The following is a 23,003-nucleotide window of genomic DNA, read 5'->3' as shown; positions in this document are numbered from 1 at the left end:
TAATTTTTTACTTCATGTTCAAATAATCCTTGCCTTTGGAACAGCGATGGTGTTTACTTCGCCGCGCAGTCCCTGCAAACCTAAAAGTCGCGTTCGTCTAGCGGTCTAGGACTCCCGCCTTTCACGCGGGCAACACGGGTTCGAGTCCCGTACGCGATGCCAGTTTTACCATATAAAAAGCCTTATCTTTATAAGGCTTTTTCTTTTTTAAGAGCAACTGCTTGCATTCATTTGCTAAAAGGGGCTGTAGAGAATACCCAGTCAAAAAGTGTACGGTATCCCCGGTCAATACTATCAAACGGTAAAACCAGACGAGGCGTATGTTCCAAACCCTGGACTGTTGACAATTCAGCAAAGCTGCGTCATGGTGCTCCATGTCTTGGATTCCCGGTACAGACAAACGTACAATCATGGTGCAAGTGGGGATTTTACTCCTGCCATCTGCCCGATACGGAGGGATTTGCACACTCCTGACGTTTTACGCATGATGATATTTTCGTGAAACAGGAGAAAACTTTTAACGAAGTGGATTATACCCAGCCTTTTATCCGGCGAATGGAAGGACACCCCTAAGCTTGACACGGCTGAAACCGTTCATCACCAGTCCATTGCCGGATAAAAGAGGAAGTACTCCAGGAAACTGTCAGCTCAGCTGTCCTGACCGAGAAAACGGTTAACACCCAGGGAAAATGCGGGCTTTTTACCACTCAGGATTATGGGAGTTTCCCATGGTAAACCACTTCACAAACAACCAGCAAAGAATAATCATGAATAAAATTACTTCTATCAATGGGATCCTCGTGGCGCCTCAAAACGACTTAAATGAACATGCCGAGAATGGTACCGTCCATATTACGGAAGAAGAGCGTACTGCGTGGAATGCGAAGCAAGACACACTTGTGGACGCCTCCGGCAATATGGCGCTTGCGGGAAACATGACGGCTCAGGGCGGTACGTTTTCCAATACCGTCAACGCCGACGGTGGCATCAATATTCCAATGGCACCATCCACTGACACGGAGGCCGCCAGATACAGGGAAGTTCGTCTGCTTCATGAGATGGAGTTTTCCGCGTTGAAAACCTATTTCAATTCTTCCAATCCTTTTTCCTGGGGAATACTTGTGGACCGGTTTTGGTGGGCTGCCGGGCGAGACAACATGCCGGCATGGACTGTGGTCACGGCTGATTTTAATATGCTCAACCTCGACCAGATCAATTCCTCTTACGACAGCTTGACCAGTTGTTACCTTCCGATTTCCTGCGGTTTGGGATATGGCCGGTGCTTTGATTCCATCGCCATAGGCAATACTTCTTTCAATGCGGATTACGCGAGCCTGGATGATGATCCCTTTGCCACGCCCGCAGGTTACATGCGATACTGGGTCGATATACAGATTGGCCGTCCGGCCAATGGCCAATGTGCCGTGTCTGTCCGTATGTCCTGGGTAGGTCGTTCCGGTACTGTTGTCAACACTTCTCACCATTGTTCCGTTCCTGACATCCTTGCCTTGCGGGGAGTGGCTTTATCCATGACGAGTAAGCATTCTGGTGTCTGGCTGGTTGGGTTTGATAAAAGCGCCGGGCGTCTTGTTTCCTACAAGATTCTACCGGAGACATTTACATTGGATTCTTATCACAGAGCAATGTCCAGCAGCAGGTTGTCACTGGCAAAGACGGCGGGACATTGCTCTGTAGGGGTGCACGCACCATGTTATTATGGAGGAACTATCGTAGGCGAATGGTGCGAACTGATCCAGAACAATTAACTAATTATGAATGAAAAACAAATACAAATCGTTTTTCTGCCTCTGGCGGAGGGGATGAACGCGTCTCACGATAACAGCTGTTTTTCCAGATGGAGAAGCTATACACATCCGCCTTTGCACCTAAAACGGTATAGATGATGATCAAGCTCCGGCGTCCATTGTATCCACGCGGCCGAGGTTAACCGAATCCTTGCAGGCGTGGATGCGGCTGGAACTCCGGAAAAGGGATAAATAAGCAGAGGAAGATGTCCCGGAACCGGGGACATCTCCTACAAACAGAACCATCCCGCGACCGACATGCCGCCTGTCATTCAAGCCCCCAGAAAGGAAGACCATATGTGCAGTAAAGCCCGCGTCTACCTGAACCTTTTAAGGGAATACAAGCCCGAACCGGTCATGTTCTCGGGCTTTATTGCCTGCGGGATCCTGTACTGCGATATGCGACTTATATGAATGCACAGACAAAAGTCCTCACGGAAACCAACATGCGGCTTTCACAACTTGAACAGCATGCCGGAAACTGAATATTGCCTCAGAGCAGACGATCAGAGGTATATAATAAAGAAAAGCAATGATCTGTTTTACCTTCATCTCTTGGTGATGTTTCCATATCCCCCCCGTATGATTTATTCCGTCCATCGGAAGCCATCTCTGAATCTTTTGGGAATAGGGAACGTTGAAAGCAATGTGTCTGCATCTATTTCTGTACCCGTGTTTGCGGGGTTTCTTATATCTTCCAGAACCCGCAGGTTCTGGAAGATATTTTTTCCTCATCATCGGAAGATGTGATTTTTCTTGATTCCGGCCACCATCTTCCGGGTCCGGAGGTTGCGTGCCCTATGGCGGCCATGTCTTACATCTTCCCGGATTTGACTTTTAGAAAGTCACGTTATCTTTTAGTATTCCGTACACGAAAACGCCATGGATTACACGCCTCTCATTGAAAAACGCCGCCAGCGCCTGGAAGAATTGGAAACGGTCATTGCAGAACCGGATTTTTTCAGCGACCAGAAAAAAGCGTCGGAGATCATGAGGGAACACCGGCGCCTGAAAGAACTGCTGGAAACCTGGGACGAGCTGAACGGTACGGAACAGCAATTGGCAGACAATCAGGAACTGGCGAAGACGGATGACCCGGAACTGGCGGAGCTGGCCGCCCTGGAGATTCCCGAACTGGAAGCCAGGCTGGAAAAATTGCGCAGCGACGTTCAATACAGCCTGCTGCCCCGGGACACCACGGAAGACCGCGACGCCATCATTGAAATCCGCGCCGGCACGGGCGGCGATGAAGCTTCCCTGTTCGCGGGCGACCTGCTCCGGATGTACCAGCGTTTTGCGGAAGAACGCGGCTGGCGCTTTGAACACATGGAAAGCAGCCCGTCCGACGTAGGCGGCTTCAAGGAAGTCGTCTGCCGCATTGCCGGGGACGAGGTGTTCCGCTACTTGAAATACGAAGGGGGCGTCCACCGGGTCCAGCGCGTGCCCTCTACGGAAACGCAGGGACGCATCCACACCTCCACCGCCACCGTGGCTGTCATGCCGGAGGCGGAAGAAGTGGACATAGAAATTCGCCCGGAGGACCTCCGCATTGAAGTATGCCGCTCCGGCGGCGCAGGCGGACAGCACGTGAACAAGACGGAATCCGCCGTGCAGATATGGCACATCCCCACGGGCGTCTATGTCCGGTGCGAAGAAGAGCGCAGCCAGATGAAAAACCGCGAAAAGGGCATGAAAATCCTGCGAGCCAAGCTGTTTGAAGCCAAAAAGCGCGAGGAGGCGGAAAAGTACTCTGCCGCGCGGCGCAGCCTGATCGGTTCCGGAGGCCGTGAAGAAAAAATCAGAACGTACAATTTCCCGCAGAACCGCCTGACGGACCACCGCATCGGCTACACGTCCCACAATCTGGACGGCATCCTGATGGGCCAGATGGAGGATCTGATCATGGCGCTGCAGCATGAAGAAATGCAGGAACGCCTGGCGGAAGCCGGCATGTCCTAATCCCCTTCCCCCTTTCATGAAAACCTTACTGGAAGTTTTGCAGTCCGGCACGGAGTATCTGGCACGCCAGGGCTGCGACGAGGCACGCGCCACCATGCAGCACCTGATGGCCCACGTTCTGCACTGCAACCGCACGGCTCTTTATTCTCAGTTTGACAGGCCTGTTGAGGAAGAGGAACTGGCCCCCCTCCGCCAGCTTTTGAAGCGCAAGGCCGCCGGAGAACCTCTGCAGCACCTGCTGGGAACCACGGAGTTTTTCCGCCGGGAGTTCCTGACGGACGCCCGCGCCCTGATCCCGCGGCCGGAAACGGAAGAATTGGTGGAAATGGTACTGAACAGGATTCCCGCCCGTCCCGTCCGCGTTCTGGACATGGGTACCGGGTCCGGAATCATCGGCATCACGCTGGCCCTGGAATTAAAGGACCGTGTACGGGAAGTCGTTCTGGCGGACATTTCCCCCAAGGCGCTGGATCTGGCCCTGGAAAACGCCATGAGGCTGGGAGCCAGGGTTTCCACCATCCAGACGGACCTGTTTGAAAACCTGCCTGCCACTCCGTCCGACGAAGAACGGCAGTCTGCGGAAGAACCGGAACAGAATACGGAAGAAGCCCCAGAACAGCCCCGGACCGCGCAGGAAACCCGCTTTGACGTCATTGTGGCCAACCTGCCCTATATTGCGGATGGCGAGGAACTTGCCCCGGAAGTGATGAGAGACCCGCACACGGCCCTGTTCGGCGGCCCCCAGGGGTGGGAAATCATTGAACGTTTTCTTTCCCAAGCCCGCGATTACCTGACAGAAAACGGATTCGTGGCCCTGGAAATAGGCCATGACCAGGCCGCCGCGGTCACCCGGATCATGGACGGCTGCGGCTACAACCACATGGAAGTGCTGAAGGATATGAGCGGCATTTCCCGTTTTCCCTTCGCTTACCGTTAATCTTTTTCATCTTTCATCCCATGCTGGCGGCGCGCATCCTGGTTGACGGTCAAAGCGACCTGGTGCTGGATTACGGCATTCCTCCGGAAGCCGGAAATGTCCGGCCCGGATGCCGCGTGCAGATTCCCCTGCGCAACAGAACGGCTACGGGAACCGTCCTCACCCTTTCCGAGCCGGACCCGGCGTGGCAGGACAGGCTCAAGCCTATTCTCAAGCTGATTGACCCGGAACCGCTGATTTCCCCAGTGATGATGGATCTGGCCGCATGGGCCGCCGACTATTATTCCGTCGCCCTGGACCAGATGATCCGCTGTTTGCTGCCGGAAACGGTCCGACAGGAAAACACGGCGGAGAAAATCCGCAAAATGGTGCATCTGGAAAAACAGCCCACCCGGGAAGAACTGGACGCACTATACCGCAAGGCTCCCCGCCAGGCTCAAATGCTGGATTATTTTTCAACGACGGAACAGAAGGCGGCGCCTCTGTCGGAATTCGGCCCCGGAGCCCTGAACGTCGCCCGCGGCCTGGCAGGCAAAGGCTTCATTTCCCTGCGGGAGGAATCCGTCCACCGGGACCCTACGACCGGGGAGCAATTCGCCCCCAGCCTGTCCATGAAGCTGAATCCCCAGCAGGAAAAAGCCCTGGAAGCCGTCACGGCCATGTGCCGTGCGGAAACCAAAAAGCCGGTGCTCCTGCAGGGCGTCACCGGATCCGGCAAGACGGAAGTTTACCTTCAGGCGGTCTCCCAAATCGTGCAGGAGGGGAAATCCGCCCTGATCATGGTGCCGGAAATCTCCCTGACGCCCCAGACCGTCCAGCGTTTCAAATCCCGCTTTGCGGACATGCCTTCCTCCGTGGCCGTACTTCACAGCCTGCTCTCCGACGGAGAGCGCTTTGACGAATGGCATGCCATCCGGTCCGGAAAGGCGCGTATCGTCGTCGGGCCCCGCTCCGCCGTCTTCGCTCCTCTCCAGAATCTGGGCCTGATTATTGTGGATGAAGAGCACGACGCCTCCTACAAGCAGGAAAGCTCACCCCGCTACCACGGCCGCGACCTGGCGGTCCTGCGCGCCCATCTGGAAGGCTGCGCCGTCGTCCTGGGGTCCGCCACGCCGTCCCTGGAAAGCATCCACAACGTCCAGACCGGAAAATACGTCCTGGCCAGGCTGACGGAACGCGCGGACGGCCAGCAGCTGCCGCTGATCCGCATTCTGGACATGAAAACGGAGGGTAAGAACAAAGCCGGCCCCAATGTGCTTTCGGAACGCCTCAGAATGTCCATCGACCGCCGCCTGGACAGGGGGGAGCAAGTGATCCTGCTGCTCAACCGCCGAGGATTCGCACGTTCCATCCAGTGCCCGGACTGCGGGCACGTCATCACGTGCATGCACTGTTCCCTTCCCCTCACCTACCACCGCACGGAAGACCGCCTGATGTGCCATTTGTGCGGTTTCAAGTCCCTGGTGCCCAGAACCTGCCCGGAATGCAAATCCGCCAGCATTCTTCTCCAGGGCTACGGCACCCAGAAAGTGGAGGAAATCCTGCGCCGCACCTTTCCTGCGGCGCGCATCACGCGCGTGGACGCAGACGTGGCGCGGAGAAAAAACGCCGTCAGAGACATCCTGAACCAGTTCCGGGCCCGTAAAATAGACATTCTGCTGGGAACCCAGATGATCGCCAAGGGCCTGGATTTTCCGGGCGTCACGTTGGTAGGTGTGCTCAATGCGGACCTGGGCCTTTACATTCCCGACCCACGGGCAGGCGAACGCACCTTCCAGCTCCTGACGCAGGTGGCGGGCCGCGCAGGCCGCGGCGACCTGTCCGGGGAAGTCATTATCCAGACGTTTACCCCGCAGTCCCCCTCCCTGCAATATGCACGGCATCATGATACGGACGGCTACGCAGCTCAGGAACTGGAAATGCGCCGTGCCTTCGATCTTCCACCCTTCACCCACATCGCCGTGCTGACGATCCGCTCCCAGCATGAAAACATGGCGGAATTCGCCACCCGCACGCTGGGAGCCAGGCTCCGCGGAATGCTGCCGCCGGACACGACGATGACGGACCCCATGCCCGCGCCCATTCCCCGCGCCCACGGCCAGTTCAGGTACCAGATCACAGTCAAGGGACCTTCCGCGCGCGCCATCTCCCGCGCCCTTAGAAAGCTGGTGCAGGAAGCCGGGCTGGGAGACGACCTGACGGCCGTCATTGACGTGGACGCCATGTCATTCATGTAAGCTGTCTTGCCAAAACAGGGGGGTGGGATTAGGATTTCCGCACAACGCAACTTACTGTTATGCTACTTCATTTCTACAAAATGACGGGCGCCGGCAATGACTTTGTCATGGTGGACAACCGCGACGAAAGCCTCTCTTCCGTGCTGGACAAGGAAACCATAGAAGCCCTGTGCGACCGCCGCTTCGGCATCGGCGCGGACGGCCTGATTGCCGTGGAGCCCTCCCAGGGAAAAGGCGGTGCGGTGCGCATGCGCTATTACAATTCCGACGGCGGAGAAGCGGAAATGTGCGGCAACGGAGCGCGCTGTTTCGGCAACTTTGCCGCAGCCCTGCTCCGCCATGACCGGACCAAGCCCCTTCCCTTCGAAACCATGGCGGGCATCGTCACCGCCTCCTTCAGGGAGGACGGCAATGTCACCGTCAACCTGACGGAACCGCATTCCCTCCAGCTTTTTGTGCTAAATGCAGACCACGTCGTCGGAACGGACGTTCATTTCCTGAACACCGGCGTCCCCCATGCCGTGGCTTTCCTGGACAGCCTGGAAGACGCGGACATCGTCAACATGGGAGCCTACCTGCGCTACCATGACTCTTTCTCTCCCAAGGGCACCAACGCCAACTTCGCAGAAGTGCTGTCTCCCCGCCACATCGCCATACGCACCTATGAACGGGGAGTGGAGGACGAAACGCTTGCCTGCGGCACCGGCATGACTGCCAGCGCCTTGATTCACGCCGTACTGACGGATGCGCCCTCCCCCATCAAAGTGGACGTAGCGGGTGGAGACACGCTGGAAGTCGGCTTCACACGCACGGGAGACCACTTCACCAACGTCACCCTCACCGGGCCGGCGGACCTTGTCTTTGAAGGGGACATTGAAGTCTAAACCACCTCCATTCAAGGAAACGGGCAGGGACGGAAGCAAACGTCCCCGCCTGTTATTTTTTCAGTAAAACGCATTCAGCCCTCTTGTAGCCTCCATAGCCGTTGCAGAATGCCTTGTACACGGCAGGCCCCATGTTCGTTTCACAATAATACTTCACGGTGATGCCGTCGCTTCCCTGCTCCATGCCCAGAAAACGGGAGGACAGCAGCATCAGGTTGTTCCGGTAATTCCACACGGCCATATCCCGCTTCATTTCCTCCTGGATTCTTTCACAGAGGTAATCCTGGGGCGGCGGAAACAAAACGGCGCACACGACGCCGATCACGCAAATACCAGGAATCACGCCCAAGGCGAGCACGGCATTGCATTTCCTCACCAAAGGCGCATGGGATTGAAACTTCCTTCTCAGGATGAAGAGGAGGAAATACCCCGTGAGCAGCATGATTGAAAAACTGGCATTCACATACTCGAACGCCAGACTCATGACGCCCAGGGCCACAAACCCCACGCCTTTCCATTTATTTTTTCCGGAAGGAAGACAAGTACACAAAAACACATATACGGTATAACCCAGCAGGCAAAGCAAAGGCACCAATATCCCCTTGAATATGCACTCCACCATGCAGTCCCACGGATACTCCCTGCTGGGGCAGCACGCCTCTTCAAGAAACATGCAGATCATGCTCAGGAGGACCAAGGCGACAAGAAGCAAATATTTTGTTTTTCTGGAATCAGTCAAAAACCATAATAAAACAATGCTGAACGGGAACAAATAATAGCCCATTCCTACAAACACAGTAGATAACAAAGGAATGTGAGGAAGAATGTTCATAGGCAATAATTATTGGAAGTTAGTTTGTTGCGAAACGTGAGAGCGTTGGAACAGCAGTAATAATAATTGGAAACAAAATAAATTCAAACAAACGTTTTCAAAAAATAAAGAAAAATTCCTTTTCATTTTTCCCAAAGCATTCACTTCCATTCGGAAGCTTGACAAAGCAGCTTCCCGAAATAGAAATTGACGTCATCATGAAACCACCGCTTCTGTTCACAGCCTCTGTCATCATGGCATTCCCTCTTCTTTCCCAATGCGTCCGCAAGCCGCTCCTGCCGGATTACGAACCCCTCTGTACCCACATGGTACCCGGAACGAGTCCGGCACAATCCCCCCTCTCCGCCCGGAACACAAAGGTGTACCGGGTCGGCCCCAGGGGAGGGATCTACCATGTCAACGAGCATAATAAAAAAGTTTACCTGAAAACCCCGTCAACACAATAAAACATCATTCCCCACTGTCATAGTTTTCCAAACGGGAAACAAATATTTATCCCAATCAAACAGCAATTTTCATCTTTGGAAGATTTTTCTCTAAAAACAATCGCCACACTTATTTTCTTCTTGCCAAAATGAATATGCGCGGGTAATGTTTGCCGCACCACAACACTACATGGTGTCGGTAGTTCAATGGTAGAGCCCCAGATTGTGATTCTGGTAGTTGCGGGTTCGAGCCCCGTCCGACACCCCATCCCTTTCCTGAAAAAGAGCACTTCCGGTGCTCTTTTTTACTTCACCCTCTCTTCGTTCGCATGCGCAATCCCGAATTCGTCAAAGCCGCCTTCTCCGCCATTGCAACGCGTTATGTAGCTACCAACCATATATTGAGCATGGGGGTGGACCTGCTGTGGCGGCAGCGTGTCGTTCAGCTGGTCTCGGAATGGAAGCCGGAACGCCTGCTGGATCTGGCCACCGGCACGGGCGACCTGGCCCTGGCCATCCTGCGCGCCATGCCGGAAATACGCCTGACGGGGTCCGACTTCTGCCAGCCCATGCTGGATGTAGCCGCCGAACGGGGACTGGCGAATCTGGTTTGCGCGGATGCCATGAACCTTCCCTTCCCCTCCGCTTCCTACGATGCCGTCACCGTAGCCTTCGGGCTGCGCAACATGGCCAGCTATCCGGACGCCCTGAAGGAAATGGGACGCATGCTGCGCCCCGGAGGGCACCTGCTCATCCTGGACTTTTCCCTGCCTGAAAACCTGCTGAAGCGCCCCTACCGTTTCTACCTGCACCGCATCCTTCCGCTCATCGCCGGATGGATGACCGGCCACCGCGAGGCCTACGACTACCTGGCCGACAGCATTGAAGCGTTCCCCAGCGGAGAAGATATGAAAAACCTGCTCCGGAACTGCGGGTACACCAATATCACGGCGGAGCCCCTCAACGGAGGCATCGCCAGCATTTACACGGCCCAGAAATGAGTGCGGGAGACGCAAGAGAAGGCATCATCCGCGGCCGGGCTTCCCGTGCGCGGCTGGGCGGCAAACTGGCCGGGCTTTCACTGCCCCGGCAGATAGCCGTCATTGCCTTCTGGCCCTTTCTGGAACAGCTTCTCAGCTTCTTCGTCACCTCGTCGGACCTTTTCATCGCCACCAAGATAGGGGTGGACGCCCAGGACACCATCAACATCTCCGACGGCATGGGAGCCGTCGTCTTCCTGATGTGGTTCGGCTTTGTGATCCAGGGTTCCATCATGATGGGGGCCACCGCCATCGTCTCCCGGATGACGGGGGCCAGGGACTACCCCCAGGCCCAGCACGGGCTGCACCAGGCCGCCATGCTCGGGCTGCTCGCCGGGATCATCTCCTGCGGGCTGCTCTTTGCATGCAGCGGATTCCTGGTCACCCACGTGCTGACCATGAATGAAGCCGCACGGGAATACGCCCTGCAATATGTGTATGTGGCCGCATTCGCGGCCCCCTTCAGCGGCGTGGTCTTTGCCGTCAACGCGGCGCTTCGCGGTTCCGGGGATACCCGGCTGCCCTTCTGGATCATGATGAACGTGGGCGTCCTCAATGTCATCTTCAGCGTCCTCTTCGTCTTTGCGGACGCCCCGCTGGGCGGCTGGCGCATCGGCGGCATCGCGGCGGGAACGGTCTGCGGCTACGGTATCAGCATGTGCCTGCTTCTCTTCATCATGCTGCGGCGCAGGAAAAAAATCTTCGCGGAACATCCCGGCCTGTCCCTGGAAGAACTGGTCAGGGAAAAGGGAGAACACTATGCGCCGCCTCTGTACCTCTCCTTCTCCCATCTCCGGCCAGACATGGGCATGCAGAAGCGCATTCTGAAAATCGGCCTCCCGCAGGCGGTGGAAGTATTCGGCATGTGGGGCATCCAGATGTTCTGCCTCTCCATCATCAGCGAGCTTCCCATCACGGGCGTGCTGGGCGTCCACAACATCGCCGTGCGCATTGAATCCCTCAGCTTCCTGCCCGGCTTCGCCATCGGCATGGCGGCCTCCACACTGGTGGGGCAGTACCTGGGTGCCAGGAATGCGCTGATGGCCCGCATCACCATCTGGAAATGCATGCGGTACGCCCTCATCTTCATGACGGGCCTGGGTGTGCTCTTCTGCGCCTTCCCCGCCCTCTTCATGCAGATATTCTCCAACGGAAACATGACGCTCATTGACACGGGCATCCCCGTCCTGCGCACCATGCTCCTGGTGGAACCCTTCTTTGCAGCCTGCATCGTGATGAAAATGTCCCTGCGCGGCGCTGGAGACACGCGGCGGGTCATGCTCGTCTCCTACGGCATCATGGGCTTCTTCCGCGTGGGCTGCACCTGGGCCTGGTTCAAGCTGGCCCCGGAAACCATGACGCTGTGGGGTATCTGGATGCTCTTCGCCTTTGAAATGGCCGTGCAATCCGTAATTCTTTATAAAATCGTCAAAGGACGGAGCTGGACGAAGCTGCAAGTGTAACCTCCTGTGCCCCTTTCTGCGTCCGTCTTTGCGACAGGAAAACGAGCCTGAGGGGAAAACACCATCTTCCCATTCCAATCCCGTCAATTTCTTCCCCGGCCTGATTTGCTACGGCCATCCGGTTCAACAAGCGGAGCAGCATCTTATCGGAATGACCTCTTTCCCCACAAACAGTCAATTTGCACGGAAGGAAGGAACATGACTTCCCGTCCTGCGGGCTATTAAAAGGCAAATCAGGAACACATAAAACAATTGTCCAGTTCCATGGAAAGATTCCCTGTTTCAATTTCGAAAAGAAAATCATCTGCGGATTTCATCCATCTGCAATGGGTTTCACAAGCCTTTCTTATTGCAGCAATCTCCCCTGAAAATAGGTACTCTGATGGGCGCATATCCTCCGTACCTGATTTTTAAGGGCATATCTTCTGCAAATCCAAAACGTTCATAACGGGATAAAAACTTTGCCTTTCCCGCCGGATTCTGCTAGTATTTTTGCACGTTGTTCTTCAACGGGCTCGTAGCTCAGCGGTTAGAGCAGGGGACTCATAATCCCTTGGTCGTAGGTTCGAACCCTACCGGGCCTACCAAAACAGAGCCTTACAAGTTAACTACTGGTAAGGCTTTTTCTTTCCCTTCCCACTTCCCTCAAAAATCGTTAAAAACGTGTAAAAACGCACCAAAACGTGAGGAAAATGGCACCACTTTGGTACCACCATTTTTGCTGCAGTGGAGGAAACCGCATAAGAAGAGGAGTCATTCCAGAATGACGAATAGCTGGCAGAAAAACTGGAAAGCAGGGAAGCTTCTCATCACTACTGCAGACTTTGTGGGCCACTAAGTCGTACAATAACATCTATGCAGAGGGTATGTGAATTGTATAAAACATCCGGTAGTGGAGAAATTTTTTATGCTCGCGATTCATCGAAATAAGTTGTCGGAGTTGCAGATGACAATTGACTGGAAGCTATAAAAATTAAAACTATTTCTATAAATCACACAATTTTAATAACTTCAGTAAATCTAAAAAAACTACTGAGGCGGCAAATATTCTTTTACCATGACATGGATTTTTCCCGGCAATCTGACTGATACAACAATGTTCTCCATGGCTTTTTCACCATTACGCCCATGGCTTTTTTATCTTTGTGAAAAACAAATTTCAGGAACGTTTCTCCGACAGAGGAACGGGCCTCATTCTACTTTTCCTTTTAAACAATCACATGATGAAGGGCGTTGTCCAGAGCAAGGGAATCCTTGCCCGCCATTAAACACGCTTGCCTAGGCGCATGCCAAGCTTAGATATAGCTCCATTAATAATAATTAAAAATCTTTTGGTTTCTCTTCAATAACAGGTCGATTATTTTTATGATACCTTTCTGATTCGTAAATTGTCTGAGGAACTAACTCCAGCATGTGTACATGCATTTCTATTCTGTGGGTTTTATTCCAGGATGCGAAATCAAATCTGAATTGATCGTTCATATTGCTTCCAAGAACTTTGTACTTCGTAAACAAAATAGAAAAATAATCATAGCCTTCATGCGTTCCATAGTAATATACAGAAGGAGGAGCTGTTTGCGTGACTAAAGGATATACCAGCTGAGAATGAGAAACTTCTTTAACATTTACAGAGCAACATGATTGCAGGATTATTAAAAAAATGATTATGAGTGAATACTTCCTGCTATTCTCTTTTTCATTAAAATTTCCCCTGGGTCTGTTTGGCGGTTTTATACTTTTGTCTATTTCCATAATTCCCATTCAGAGTCAGTATTCTTCATCCCCTGGCCAATGGAACTGGCCGTCCCCGAATAAGGATCAACGGGATGATTTTTCGATTACTCACCGTAGAGATACTCGATAAAAAACGACTTTATCAACTGTAAACTAATGAAATGCATTTCTTACCATCTGTCATGAGGGGAAATGGCTATTATTACTAAATATTTATCTTCTTGAAGTATTTTTTTATATAATACGAAAATCTCCCCAAACGGAAATGTCATCAATTTATGTTTATCTATTCCATTCTCTTTATCCAAGAATTTTTCCTGGATGTGTAACATACTATACGGAGTAAGATCCCCTTTTAAGAAATCATCATTTATCAATGAATAGATTTCAGGATTTTTTATTATTTCTTCATTAAAATCATTTTTTACTCCTAAGATATCCAGAATATCATCTGTACTTATGCCTGAATAAGAAACTCTTGCGTCCAGTCCGTCTTGTAATTTCAAGGCCTGCAGGTGAATGCAATCCGTCCATTGCTGATCAGTTTGGAAAATATAAATTATTCTTATTCTCCCCCGCATTGAAGTATGCAGCCTCCACGAATTTTGTGGAACACCCAGAGTATTCGCCATCATTTTTTCCCATGTATCGGGTTGAGGAGGGGATTTATCGCACCCACTGAGAATAATCATTAACAGAAGTATATAAATACTATTACATAAAATATTCATGCCAAATATTCATAGAGTTAATAATAGTTTTCTGTTCGTTCAATGTAAAATTACCCCAAACTTCAATTGGAAAAGACGCAGATGAATTACTTTGTCATGAACAATCGTTTCTAAAAACCGTTGTCACTCAATATTTCTTCCTGTGGGAATTACTCTCCCTTACATCGTATCAAGCTAAAAATACTCCTTCAGAAATCAATAAAATAATATAGATTTTTTAATTTCCGGTTCATGGATTTGTAAGAAAAAAGGTATATGTCAACGGTATCGAAAATCACTCAAATATATTTTGGGAGAACGGTTATTTCTTTTTGATAAAATCTCGGATGTTTTCGATGAAATATACTGTATCACTATCCGGAAAAACAAATACTTCTTTACTCTGCCTTTCAAAATACCCCATGCCACCGAAACATCCTTTGGGAGTGTTCACTGCACTGTATGTCAATTTTTCAAGATCATCTTTTTTTATGGCAAATGACATTTCAATCTCATGCTTGCTTGCAACATCTAAAATCATTTTAATGTCAGAAGTTTCATCATTATAATGATAAACTTTAAAATTTATTTTATCTCCACTGTTCATTGGCTTTAAAACAACATAACATTCAAACATATCTTCCATCTCTGTTATTTCTAAAGATATATAGGGGCTCTTTCCTGAAAGAACCAGGGATTTGGTTGTATCGACCAATATGGGAGAAGCTTCTACATTTACTGCAGCGAATGCCGCCAATAATAAAATAAATTTCATCATCATAATTTTTTAATGTATTCTTATATTCTGCCAAACGAACGGGAGATCCCATGATCTCAGCCGTTATTTTGTATCTTTTAACTATATATTAAACTTCCTTTTTTATAAAAATTCTCTTCCTGTTTAGTTTTAGATATCAACCAGCGCATCAAAGAAGATGAAACCAAAACCCATAATAACTCAGACATAACCCCAGAATTTTTCAGTTCAAGGCAGCCCATGGTTTAGGTGGTAAAGGTGAGTATGGTGAGGAGCCGGACGATTGGTCGTATCGGAAATAATCGCCCAAAAAATCGGAGTGTTCATAGGATACACAGGATTTGGGGTTAATGATTAACAAAAGAAACGAGGGTAGTTCCTGAGAATCACCCTTCCCGTACCATATGTCCGTATCCGATGTCAACGCAATTCACACGGATTTCCCATATTTATGTTAGGAAATAATAATCTCTATCATAATATTTATGTAACCAATTCATTTCCCTCATAAGCATCCATATGATCGCGGGGCTGGTTTTCCGAGTCATCTCCTGGGAGAGAAATTCAAAAATATCTTTTTTCTCTACAGTATAATAAATTTCCTATTTCCTACTTGCATCCTGTTTTCTCCCCTCTTCCAAAAAGATAATTTGCTGCAACCTTCAAATCATCTGGCATCTTTGAAGCTCCCTTTTTGCATTGTTGGGCCGGCCTTGATCGGTTATAAGGATGCACGCCCACGAGCAACCGTCCCAGGAGATTCTCTCAACGGGCATCTCTGGAAAATACACACTATTTGTCAACCAAACAAAACATACAGGGATGATACGCATGAAAAGATTGCTGCCGTTTTTTGCCGCTCTGCTGGGGCTTCTTCCCTGCGCGCTGAGCGCCAACATTCCCAGCGACAGCATTCCGTTCGAGCTCGGAACCGCCAGCCGCATTTACGTGCAATGCCGCGTCAACGACAGCCGGCCCCTGCTCTTTCTTTTTGATACCGGTGCCACTTCCATGGTCATCAACAGCAATTCCCTGGAAGGAATCCCGATGGAGTTCAATGAAACTATTGTGAATTACGGAGCCACGGGCTCCAATGAGGTCCGCAAAAGCGCGGAAAACAAATTTTCCGTCGGAAAGCAGTCTCTGTCCGGCGTCCCCTTCATCGCCATTCCCTATGCCCGTGACCAGTGGGACGGCGTTCTCGGCCTCTGGTTCATCCAGCGGCAGGTCACGGAAGTCAATTACACGGACCGGAAAATCTACCTGTATCCGCACGGTTCCTACACGCCGCCGCCGGACGCCATCCGCCTGAAGATGGAATACGTGATGGGAATCCCCGTAGTTCCCGCCCAGGGAACGGTCAACGGGAAGGTTTACCAGCTCCGCCTGTCGGTAGATACGGGTTCCGACCGCATTCTGGACCTCAATACCCCCTTTGTCAACAAGCATCGCCTCCTGGGCAGCCAGGTTCCGTTTTCCGTCTCCAGCATTTCCAGTTCCGATACCAATACGGGCAGGCTGGAAAACGTCATTTTCGACAGCATCCAGCTCGGCGCCTGCAAATTGCCGCGCATTCCCGGAGCGTTTTCCACCGTCACCAGCGGCATCCAGAGCATGCAAGAGATGGACGGAGTCATGGGCAACAACCTTTTGAAGCGCTTCAACCTCGTTTACGACTCCCAAAACGGCTACCTTTACCTGATTCCCAACAACCTGCTTTACACGCCGTTTTACGACTGCCTTCTCCAGCCACGAAAGACAGTGCCCCAGACGCCTGCCTGCACGGCAGGAAGATGAACCGGAATGCCCGCCTACCGGGAACTTCCGCGCAGGTTGATGATCCGGGTGCACAGCTCCACCAGCTTGTTTCCGGCGCGGGAATGCAGGAACCGGTAAAGGCCGAACAGGGCGCACCTCACGCGGAAGTCGTGCCCGCAGGCAATGTGTTTCAGGAGACGGAAAGGAGATTCCGGGGACTGGGCAAATTCTCGCCAGCCGTATTTGTCCAGCAGGGCGCGGACCGCATCCAGGGCTTCCTCTTTCTCCGCCGCCGTCTGGCGGAGCAGGTTGGACGAGAAAAGCTGGATGCTGCCGTTCAGCCAGTTCAGGACCGTTATCCTGGCTTTTTCCAGACAGCCCAATTCCCGGTAGGCAGCGGCGATCAGGTCCACACGCTCCAGAGCCGGATAGAACCCGGAACCCTTTTTGTCCGGGGCCTTGTACACGTTCACCAGAGAATCCGGACGAGTGGGGCGGTAGATGTACAGGCAGTCCGGGATTTTAACGATGTTCCGCACGTAGGGGTGAAGCAGGTTGTTGAACAGGGCATCGCTCCCCTGCCTCATTCCCTCCCGGAAGCGGAGGCCCGTCTTTTTCAGGAAATCCGCACGGTAAAGCTTGTCCCAGCACAATTCGCTGAACGTTCCCATGGACGCAAAGTCGTAATGGCTGCAATGCCATTCCGGGCATTGCAGGCCGTTGAGCATGCTCCACCGGACGGAGAGCGGCATGTCCCCGGCAATCGTGGCCCCCATGCAAACCAGCTCCGCGCCATACTGTTCCGCCGCCAGATACAGGCGCTGGAACATGACGGGAGAGACATAGTCGTCCGGGTCGGCAAACCCGATGTACTTTCCGCACGCGACATCCAGCCCGGCATTCCGGGCCGCCGCCACGCCCGCATTGGGCTGGTCGATGATGCGGATTCTTTCGTCCGCGGCTTCATATTCCCGCAGGATGTCCGGCGTTCCGTCCGTGGAGCCGTCATTGATGCAGATGATTTCTATGTCCCGGAGCGTCTGGGCGCAGACGGTATCCAGGCATTTTTTCATAAATCCGGCTACATTGTAGCACGGAATAATAATGGAAACGAGTGGCATGGTCATCAGGCAAGGTTTGTGTTTTCAGGATTTTTCAATGCATGGAACAGGTCCATCCAGGAACGGGCAATGGCGTCCAGCCCATAACGTCCGGCCTTCTTCCGGGCGGCGGCTCCCATGGCGCGCCTCAATTCGGGATGTTCAATCATCCGGATGACGGCCTCCGCCAGACGGCCCGTATCTCCGGGGGGGACCAGCAGGCCGTCTTTTTCCGGCTTGATCAGGTCCCGCGGCCCGCACGGGCATTCAAACGCCACGCAGGGCACGCCGCACGCCATCGCCTCCACCAGCACCATGCCGAATCCCTCAAAAAGGGAGGAAAACACCAGCATGGAGGATTGCAGCAGTTTTTCCTGCACATCAGGAGTGGCCCCGCGCAGAAACACCTGCCTTTCCAGCCCCTTTTCCTGGACCAGGCGTTCAAGGGATTCCTTTTCCGGGCCGTCCCCCCATATCTCCAGCTCCCATCCGGGATAGACGGCAGCCACTTTTTCCCATGCAGAAATCAGCAGGTCAAATCCCTTGACCGGGACAAGGCGCCCCACGGCAACCGCGCGGGGGCGGTCCAGGGAAGCAGCCCGTTCCGTCCGGCGGATGCACGGGTTCGGAATGACGTGCACGCCCTTCCTTCCCCTCCAGTTCGTCTCCATATCCTGCCGGGTAAGCACTACCGTGGCGTCATAGCTGCCCTGGCGTAGTGCGAATTCATAAAAATCGGAAACGGCGGCCATGATACGCGCCCTTATCCCGCCCTGAAGCCGCGCGTAATCTTTCCGGTAGGTGCCGGAGTAGTGGTATTCGCGCACGGTTTTCCACGGTCTGCCGCGGGAAATCCGGGGAATCATGAACTTTTCCGACTGCCCTACGGAAACGACGATGTCCGGTTCCAGTTCCCCAAGGGTTTTCCGTAGAGCCTCCGCATGGCGCCTGCGCCTGACAAGAATGCCCTTCATCACATACAGGAATCCCTTCCAGTCGTCCTCATAATAATTCACACCCAGGGTCGCCACCTTCACGCCCGGCGGCAATTCCGCCGCAGTCCGGCGGGCGTCGTTGGCCGCCACCAGAACGACTTCATTGCCCGGCACGGCGGCCAGGGCCGCGGCCTTGGCGCGCGTGACGGCCTGAATTCCTCCCGCCGCATCCAGATCATCCAGTACGTAGGCAATCTTCATATTCCGGTCATCCGTTGTTTCTGTTTTTCACGATAATCAGGCACATCAGCGCTATTCCGAAGGGCACGGCCGCCAGCGTCAGGAACGGACGCGGGGATTCCTGCAAAAAACGGGCATGGCGCGCCAGCAGGGAGGCGGACACGTAATGCACCGCCTCCATGAAGCGCCTGCGCCCGGAAGGCTGGCGCTTCATCCCCTCCTTCCGCAGAAAGGCAAATCCCCTGGGATTCCGCACGTACTGCCTGAACATGTTTTTCGAGGAGCCGTCCTCCCGGTATTCCACCAGGCACAGCACCCTGTTCATGGCCAGCAGGGGCGCCTCTTCGTCCGCCAGCATGTACTTGTAGCCCAGCCCCACATACTTTTCACCGGGAAACACGGGATAAGGCGGCAGCCGCTTCATCAGCGCGGTCCGGTACACGAGCTTCTTGTCCCCCCTGCCCCCCGCCGCATAGAATCCGGTCAGCGTCATCTCTCCGTCGTCCTCTTCAAAAGCCGTTCCGATGAGTTCTCCAGTCCGTACGTCGGCGTCCAGCCCCGCAATCCCGGCCAGCCGTTCGCTGCCACGCCGCTTCCAGAGTTCCAGAATGGAGGCCACGGCGTCTTCCGTCATCAGGTCGTCGGAATCCAGGCAGACGTTGAGTTCCGTGTCCATGAGCCCGTACGCGGCATTATGGGCCGTGTGCATGCCTCCGTTTTCCTGATAATGGTAGCGTATTTCCAGATGCCCTGCCCGTTGCCATTCACGCACCAAGTCTGCGGTTCCGTCCGACGATCCGTCGTCAATGACCAGCCAGACAAAGTCGCGGCAGGTCTGCCTCAGCAGGCTTTCATAACAGCGGCGCAGGCATTCCGCCCTGTTGAAGGTCGGCGTGAACACGGTCAACGTCTTCATTGTCTTCATGATTCACCTCCCTGTTCCAGATAGAATTCCTGAAGCTTTTGCGCATTGCCGGCAATGTCCAGCCCGGCTTGCCGGATGGCCGCCGCCGTATTGTTCCTCCGCCATCCGCGGGCCAGTTTCTCCATTCTCCGCGCCCAAACCGCGGGGGATTCCCTGAGGGACAGAAAGCTTACGTGGCCCGGCACCACCGCGGCATCTTCCGGAACCCGGTCGGAGGCCAGAACGGGCAGCCCCGCCGCCTGGGCCTCCAGCATGGCGATGCCGAACCCTTCAAACCACGACGGGAAAACGAAAACGTCCATTCCCTGCAGCAAATCCGGAATGTCGTCCCTGCCGCCCAGCAGACGGATGCGTCCTCCCCATTCCGCACGCTCCGCCTCCTCCCTGACCTGTTCCTCCTTTTCCCCGCCGCTTCCCGCCAGCACCAGAAGGGAATCCGGGTGCAGGCCCAGGAACGCCTGAAAAACGCGCAGCAGGAACTCATGGTTCTTGGGCCAGGAAAAGTTGCCCGTGTGGCCTGCCACCAGTTTTCCCTCCCAGCCCATTTCCCTCCTGACCCGCTCACGGGTTTCCGGAGAATAACTGAATTTTCCCGCATCAATGGCGTTCCGAACCACCACGGCATCCTTCATTCCCTTGCGGCCAAAGAGCCAGCGGCCGCACAATTCATTGCACGTGAAGCGGTGCGTCAGGTACGGGCGCATCAGATGCTTGAGCAGAAAACGGAACAGGGAATTTTTATCCATTCCCAGCGGGGAACTGTGCGCATGCGCCGCAATGAAGGGGATGTTCCGCGCGGCCGCTTCGCGGTACACCCAGTAGCCCAGCTCGGAGCAGTGCCCGTGAACCAGCCTGTATTCCGGATGTTCGTCAAAGAAGCGCGCCACCTCCCTCCTGTACGCGGCCAGACCGGACAGGGTGATGGGCGGCAGCCTGTAAATCCGGCCGCCCAGTTCCCGGATTTCCTCTTCATAAATGCCGGGGGTCTCCCGGTGAACCAGGAAATCGAACTGGAGCCTGCGACGGTCGATATGGCGGTAATAATTCATGACCATCGTTTCCGCGCCTCCGCGGTTCATGATGGTGAATACCATTAATACTCGTTGGGGGGTCATGTTGCCAGGATTCGCTTGATGATTCGCAGGAGCAGGTACAGGCCGGGAAAGAATCCCGACTTCGCCGCCAGAAAGAACGTTTTCCAATGGGCCGGGAGCGGCTTCAGGGGAAGCGTCCCGACCGCCGCACGGCACCAGTCCCGTTCCAGCAGGTTCCGGAGCATGGCGGCGTGCCGCAGCGGAGATCCCGGAGCATCACAGATGTTCAGCCCCAGAAAGATGACGGACAGGGCCATGCGGTTCCGAAGGGCCCTCTCAGCCTCCGGACACGCGCCATGTTTCCCCACATGTACATCCATGCGCCTGAAGAGCTCCTCCCACTGCGCCACCAGGTCCGGCTTGTACCTCCTGGTCAGCGCCCCGGAAGCCGTCTTCCGGTAATGGTAGAACGTGGAAGGAATATAGACGGCCCTCCGGGCCGCTCCGAACAGGGAAAGGTTGCAGAGAACGTCCTCCGCGGAACCGATGAGCGCGGTGTCCACAAACGCGGACTCCGCATCCCGGAACAGGGAACGCCTGTAAAGCTTGCCCCAGGCCGTTCCGTAGGAATCCATCCTTTCCGGCCGGGCCAGTTCCGCGCCGCCGGGGCCCAGCAGGCGGTTTCTCAGCCACGCCATGGCTTCCCCCTCAAAGACGCGTTCCTCCGGCCAGAACAAAACCGGGGACGAGACCGATTCATATTCCTTCACATAGCTCCAGAAAACAATGTCCGCATCCCGTTCCCGCATGGCTTTCACGGCGTCCGCACACGCATGTGCGTCCAGCCAGTCATCCGCATCCGCAAACATCACATATTCCCCGTCCGCCCGTTCCAGCCCGGCATTACGGGAGGCGGAAAGTCCGGAATTTTCACGGGCGACAACCTCCACCCGGCTGTCCCTGCGGCGGAAGTCTTCCAGAATGGCCCCGGTGCCGTCCGTGGAGCCGTCATTCACGCAGACAACCCGGATATCCCGGTACGTCTGGTTCAGGATGCTTTCCAGGCAGCGGGACACGTAAGCTTCCGCATTGTACACGGGAACGATGACGGAAATCATGCCCGTCCCCCCTTTCCTTCCTCCAGAACCCGGCCGTACATCCTGTTCCACTGCTCCGCCACCGTTTTAGCCGCGTAACGCCTCACATGTTCCCGTGCCTTCGCCGCCAGGGCGCCACGCAGCACTTCATCCCCCATCAGGCGCTCCAGGGCATTCGCCAGTCCGGGAATATTGTTTTTCTCCACCAGCAGCCCGTCTTCTTCATGGCTGATGATGTCTGCGGGACCGCAGGGGCAGTCAAAGGCCACGCACGGCACGCCGCACGCCATGGCCTCCACCATCATCATGCCGAATCCCTCATATTTGGAAGACATCGCACAGATGGAGGCTCCCAGGTACGCCGCCATGATTTCCCTCGTGGGCGGATGCAGCACGAAGCTTTCTTCCAGCCCCGCCGACCGAATCGCCGTTCTCAGCCCGCCCCCGTCGCGCTCTGCGCCGAACAGGTCCAGCCTCCAGTCCGGAAATTTCCCGTGCACCCTTTTCCAGGCCTCCAGCAAGGCCCCATAGTTTTTCTGGGGAGAGATTTTGCCCACGGCAATCACCCGCTTTTCCTTCCCGGAAGACGGAACGGACGGATAAAAGGGAAGAGGGTTGGGAATGACCTCCACATTGCGCATATTCCATTCCGCCCTGTTTCCGGAGGCAGGCACCACGAAGCGGGCAAAGCGGCCCCCCAGGAAACGCATGGCGGCAAATTCCATCTTCATGAAAACGGAAGGGCTCCCGCCCTCCGTCTGAATCATCCGGGAGACATGGCGTTCATAGATGACCGGACGCCGCCCGGACAGCAGAAGGGGAATCCAGAATCCCTTGAACCCGTCGTCGCACACGTCCACCACATCGGGATTCACGGCACGCACCGTTTTCCGGATGCCCCGCGCCCAGGCCGCCAGCCGTGCCAGGGCGGTTCCCTCCATCGCAACGTGATGAACACGGATTCCCGGGTGAAAATCGTAAAAGGGCTCCGCACCCCGTTCATTCAGGGTCATGATATGGATTTCGTCCCCGTATTCTTCCGCAAGCAGGCGCGTCCGGACGGACAGAACCCGTTCCAGCCCTCCCGGCCCGGTGATGCCGTTGGCAATGTATAAAATGCGTCTTCCCATG

Annotated in this window: 19 protein-coding genes and 3 tRNA genes; 12 read left to right on the top strand and 10 right to left on the bottom strand. The window is 54.2% G+C overall.

From position 1 onward, the window contains the following. Positions 1-86 precede the first annotated feature (86 nt). The 6 genes from HMPREF3039_RS12520 to dapF all read left to right on the top strand — a co-directional run bounded on the left by HMPREF3039_RS12520 (position 87) and on the right by dapF (position 7,822). Positions 87-162: transfer RNA gene (locus HMPREF3039_RS12520), tRNA-Glu, on the top strand. Between the two features lie 566 nt (positions 163-728). Then, positions 729-1,766, top strand: coding sequence for a hypothetical protein (locus HMPREF3039_RS12515; RefSeq protein WP_067952173.1), 1,038 nt, complete (start codon positions 729-731; stop codon positions 1,764-1,766). A 921-nt stretch (positions 1,767-2,687) separates the two neighbouring features. Beyond that, the gene (prfA, locus tag HMPREF3039_RS12510) at positions 2,688-3,764 is read left to right on the top strand and encodes a peptide chain release factor 1 (protein WP_067572504.1); all 1,077 of its coding nucleotides are present in this window, start codon (positions 2,688-2,690) and stop codon (positions 3,762-3,764) included. Positions 3,765-3,780: 16 nt separating this feature from the next. Further along, positions 3,781-4,701, top strand: coding sequence for a peptide chain release factor N(5)-glutamine methyltransferase (gene prmC, locus HMPREF3039_RS12505; protein ID WP_067572503.1), 921 nt, complete (start codon positions 3,781-3,783; stop codon positions 4,699-4,701). Between the two features lie 20 nt (positions 4,702-4,721). Further along, positions 4,722-6,938, top strand: a complete 2,217-nt coding sequence (gene priA / locus HMPREF3039_RS12500) for a replication restart helicase PriA (RefSeq protein WP_067572501.1) — start codon at positions 4,722-4,724, stop codon at positions 6,936-6,938. 59 nt (positions 6,939-6,997) lie between these two features. Then, positions 6,998-7,822 (top strand): diaminopimelate epimerase, encoded by an 825-nt coding sequence (gene dapF / locus HMPREF3039_RS12495; protein ID WP_067572499.1) that lies wholly within the window; start codon positions 6,998-7,000, stop codon positions 7,820-7,822. 52 nt (positions 7,823-7,874) lie between these two features. On the opposite strand, the gene HMPREF3039_RS12490 is transcribed toward dapF, so the two are convergent. Then, a complete protein-coding gene (locus tag HMPREF3039_RS12490; RefSeq protein WP_147550197.1) occupies positions 7,875-8,504 on the bottom strand; it encodes a hypothetical protein in 630 nt (209 codons plus the stop codon). 347 nt (positions 8,505-8,851) lie between these two features. Here HMPREF3039_RS12490 and HMPREF3039_RS13935 point away from each other — a divergent pair, with 347 nt between their 5' ends. From HMPREF3039_RS13935 to HMPREF3039_RS12465, 5 genes are all read left to right on the top strand, one after another. Further along, the gene (locus tag HMPREF3039_RS13935; protein ID WP_147550200.1) at positions 8,852-9,100 is read left to right on the top strand and encodes a hypothetical protein; all 249 of its coding nucleotides are present in this window, start codon (positions 8,852-8,854) and stop codon (positions 9,098-9,100) included. Between the two features lie 172 nt (positions 9,101-9,272). Continuing rightward, positions 9,273-9,347, top strand: a tRNA-His gene (locus HMPREF3039_RS12480). 61 nt (positions 9,348-9,408) lie between these two features. Then, positions 9,409-10,080: a ubiquinone/menaquinone biosynthesis methyltransferase gene (locus HMPREF3039_RS12475; protein ID WP_067572492.1), complete on the top strand. Its 672-nt coding sequence runs from the start codon at positions 9,409-9,411 to the stop codon at positions 10,078-10,080. After that, positions 10,077-11,582 (top strand): MATE family efflux transporter, encoded by a 1,506-nt coding sequence (locus HMPREF3039_RS12470; protein WP_067572490.1) that lies wholly within the window; start codon positions 10,077-10,079, stop codon positions 11,580-11,582. Before HMPREF3039_RS12475 ends, HMPREF3039_RS12470 begins: the two co-directional genes overlap by 4 nt. A 511-nt stretch (positions 11,583-12,093) precedes the next feature. Further along, positions 12,094-12,169 (top strand) — tRNA-Ile (locus tag HMPREF3039_RS12465). Positions 12,170-12,902: 733 nt separating this feature from the next. Here HMPREF3039_RS12465 and HMPREF3039_RS13930 read toward each other — a convergent pair. The 3 genes from HMPREF3039_RS13930 to HMPREF3039_RS12455 all read right to left on the bottom strand — a co-directional run bounded on the left by HMPREF3039_RS13930 (position 12,903) and on the right by HMPREF3039_RS12455 (position 14,807). Next, positions 12,903-13,334, bottom strand: coding sequence for a hypothetical protein (locus tag HMPREF3039_RS13930; protein ID WP_147550203.1), 432 nt, complete (start codon positions 13,332-13,334; stop codon positions 12,903-12,905). Positions 13,335-13,486: 152 nt separating this feature from the next. Beyond that, positions 13,487-14,008 (bottom strand): hypothetical protein, encoded by a 522-nt coding sequence (locus HMPREF3039_RS12460; RefSeq protein WP_067572488.1) that lies wholly within the window; start codon positions 14,006-14,008, stop codon positions 13,487-13,489. 340 nt (positions 14,009-14,348) lie between these two features. Beyond that, positions 14,349-14,807 (bottom strand): hypothetical protein, encoded by a 459-nt coding sequence (locus HMPREF3039_RS12455; protein ID WP_067572486.1) that lies wholly within the window; start codon positions 14,805-14,807, stop codon positions 14,349-14,351. A gap of 807 nt (positions 14,808-15,614) precedes the next feature. Between HMPREF3039_RS12455 and HMPREF3039_RS12450 the strand changes: the two genes are divergently transcribed. After that, complete coding sequence (locus HMPREF3039_RS12450; protein WP_067572618.1) at positions 15,615-16,580, top strand: retropepsin-like aspartic protease; 966 nt, start codon at positions 15,615-15,617, stop codon at positions 16,578-16,580. Between the two features lie 14 nt (positions 16,581-16,594). On the opposite strand, the gene HMPREF3039_RS12445 is transcribed toward HMPREF3039_RS12450, so the two are convergent. The 6 genes from HMPREF3039_RS12445 to HMPREF3039_RS12420 are packed head-to-tail and all read right to left on the bottom strand — an operon-like array spanning position 16,595 to position 23,002. Continuing rightward, on the bottom strand, positions 16,595-17,662 hold the full coding sequence (locus tag HMPREF3039_RS12445) for a glycosyltransferase family 2 protein (RefSeq protein WP_167506815.1): 1,068 nt from the start codon (positions 17,660-17,662) through the stop codon (positions 16,595-16,597). A 5-nt stretch (positions 17,663-17,667) separates the two neighbouring features. Next, entirely contained in the window at positions 17,668-18,837 is a 1,170-nt protein-coding gene (locus HMPREF3039_RS12440) for a glycosyltransferase family 4 protein (RefSeq protein WP_067572482.1), read from the bottom strand. A 7-nt stretch (positions 18,838-18,844) separates the two neighbouring features. Beyond that, the gene (locus tag HMPREF3039_RS12435; protein ID WP_197457197.1) at positions 18,845-19,732 is read right to left on the bottom strand and encodes a glycosyltransferase family 2 protein; all 888 of its coding nucleotides are present in this window, start codon (positions 19,730-19,732) and stop codon (positions 18,845-18,847) included. A 5-nt stretch (positions 19,733-19,737) separates the two neighbouring features. Further along, a complete protein-coding gene (locus HMPREF3039_RS12430) occupies positions 19,738-20,856 on the bottom strand; it encodes a glycosyltransferase (RefSeq protein WP_067572478.1) in 1,119 nt (372 codons plus the stop codon). After that, positions 20,853-21,893: a glycosyltransferase family 2 protein gene (locus HMPREF3039_RS12425; protein WP_067572476.1), complete on the bottom strand. Its 1,041-nt coding sequence runs from the start codon at positions 21,891-21,893 to the stop codon at positions 20,853-20,855. The genes HMPREF3039_RS12430 and HMPREF3039_RS12425 overlap by 4 nt, the downstream gene beginning before the upstream one ends. Further along, complete coding sequence (locus HMPREF3039_RS12420; RefSeq protein ID WP_067572473.1) at positions 21,890-23,002, bottom strand: glycosyltransferase family 4 protein; 1,113 nt, start codon at positions 23,000-23,002, stop codon at positions 21,890-21,892. Before HMPREF3039_RS12420 ends, HMPREF3039_RS12425 begins: the two co-directional genes overlap by 4 nt. Position 23,003 lies beyond the last annotated feature (1 nt).

The organism is Akkermansia sp. KLE1798 (assembly GCF_001580195.1).
Lineage (GTDB): Bacteria > Verrucomicrobiota > Verrucomicrobiia > Verrucomicrobiales > Akkermansiaceae > Akkermansia > Akkermansia biwaensis.
This window is presented reverse-complemented; position numbering and strand designations above follow the sequence as displayed.